1 protein-coding gene is annotated in these 1,100 nt (G+C 68.8%); it reads left to right on the top strand.

All coding sequences use genetic code 11. From position 1 onward, the window contains the following. Positions 1-21: 21 nt before the first annotated feature. Positions 22-1,100 (top strand): polyketide synthase dehydratase domain-containing protein (locus AB0D53_RS41670; protein WP_362454758.1); only part of this gene is annotated, 1,079 nt, incomplete at its 3' end.

Raw genomic sequence — 1,100 nt, 5'->3', positions numbered from 1 at the left:
CCGGATGGTGTGCTGAGTGGGATGGCGCGGGAGTCGGTGGTTTCTGAGTCGGCGGTGTTCGTTCCGTTCCTGCGCAGGAACCGCCCCGAGGCGGTTACGGCCGTGGCCGCGCTGGGCCGGCTCCACGTGGCGGGTGTCCCGGTCGACTGGTCCCGCCTCTTCGAGGGCTCGGGCGCCCGCCGGGTGGATCTGCCCACCTACGCCTTCCAGCACCAGAACTACTGGATCGTCGGCGAGCAGCACGGTGCGGACCTTGAGTCGATCGGCCAGGAGCCCGCCGACCATCCCCTTCTCAGCGCGGTGGTCACTCCTCCCGACTCGGACAGCGTGATCCTGACTGGACGCCTTTCGTCCCACGCGCAACTGTGGCTCGCGGACCACGCGGTGGGCGACACCGTCCTCTTCCCCGGTACGGGATTCGTCGAGCTTGCGCTGAGAGCCGGACGCGAAGTCGGATGCGCATCACTGGAAGAGCTGACTCTGGAGGCGCCCTTGGTCCTCCCCGAGCACGGTGGGGTCGCGCTCCAGGTCGTCGTCGGCGCTCCCGCCGACTCCGGTCGGCGTTCCGTCACCGTTCACTCGCGCGGCGAGGCTACGGACCTCCCGTGGGTGCGACACGCGACCGGCTCGCTGACGACTGCCGTCGACGATGTCGTCGACGGGGACGCGATATGGAGCACCGGCCAGTGGCCTCCGGCAGATGCGGAGCCCGTGGATCTGGAAGGCTTCTACGAGGACATGGCGGAGGCGGGGCTGGAATACGGCCCGGCGTTCCGCGGCCTCACTGCCGCCTGGAAGTCCGGCGAGCATGTCTTCGCCGAGGCGGGACTGCCGGAAGGCACGGAGCCCGGGACGTTTGCCCTGCACCCCGCCCTGTTTGATGCTGCGTTGCATGGGGTGGCTGTGGCTGGTGTGGTGGGTGAGGGAGCTGCGTTGCCGTTTGCGTGGTCGGGTGTGTCGGTGGGTGTGGTGGGTGTGTCGGTGGTTCGGGTGCGTGTGTCGGTGTTGGGTGAGGGTCGGGTGTCGGTGGTGTTGGCCGATGCGGGTGGTGGTGTGGTGGCGTCGGTGGGTTCGTTGGTGTTGCGTTCGGTGGGTGTGGA

Origin of the sequence: Streptomyces sp. NPDC048295, from assembly GCF_040652135.1 — a bacterium.
Lineage (GTDB): Bacteria > Actinomycetota > Actinomycetes > Streptomycetales > Streptomycetaceae > Streptomyces.
The sequence above is the reverse complement of the archived record's forward strand: the minus strand, read 5'-3'. Positions and strand labels throughout refer to the sequence as shown.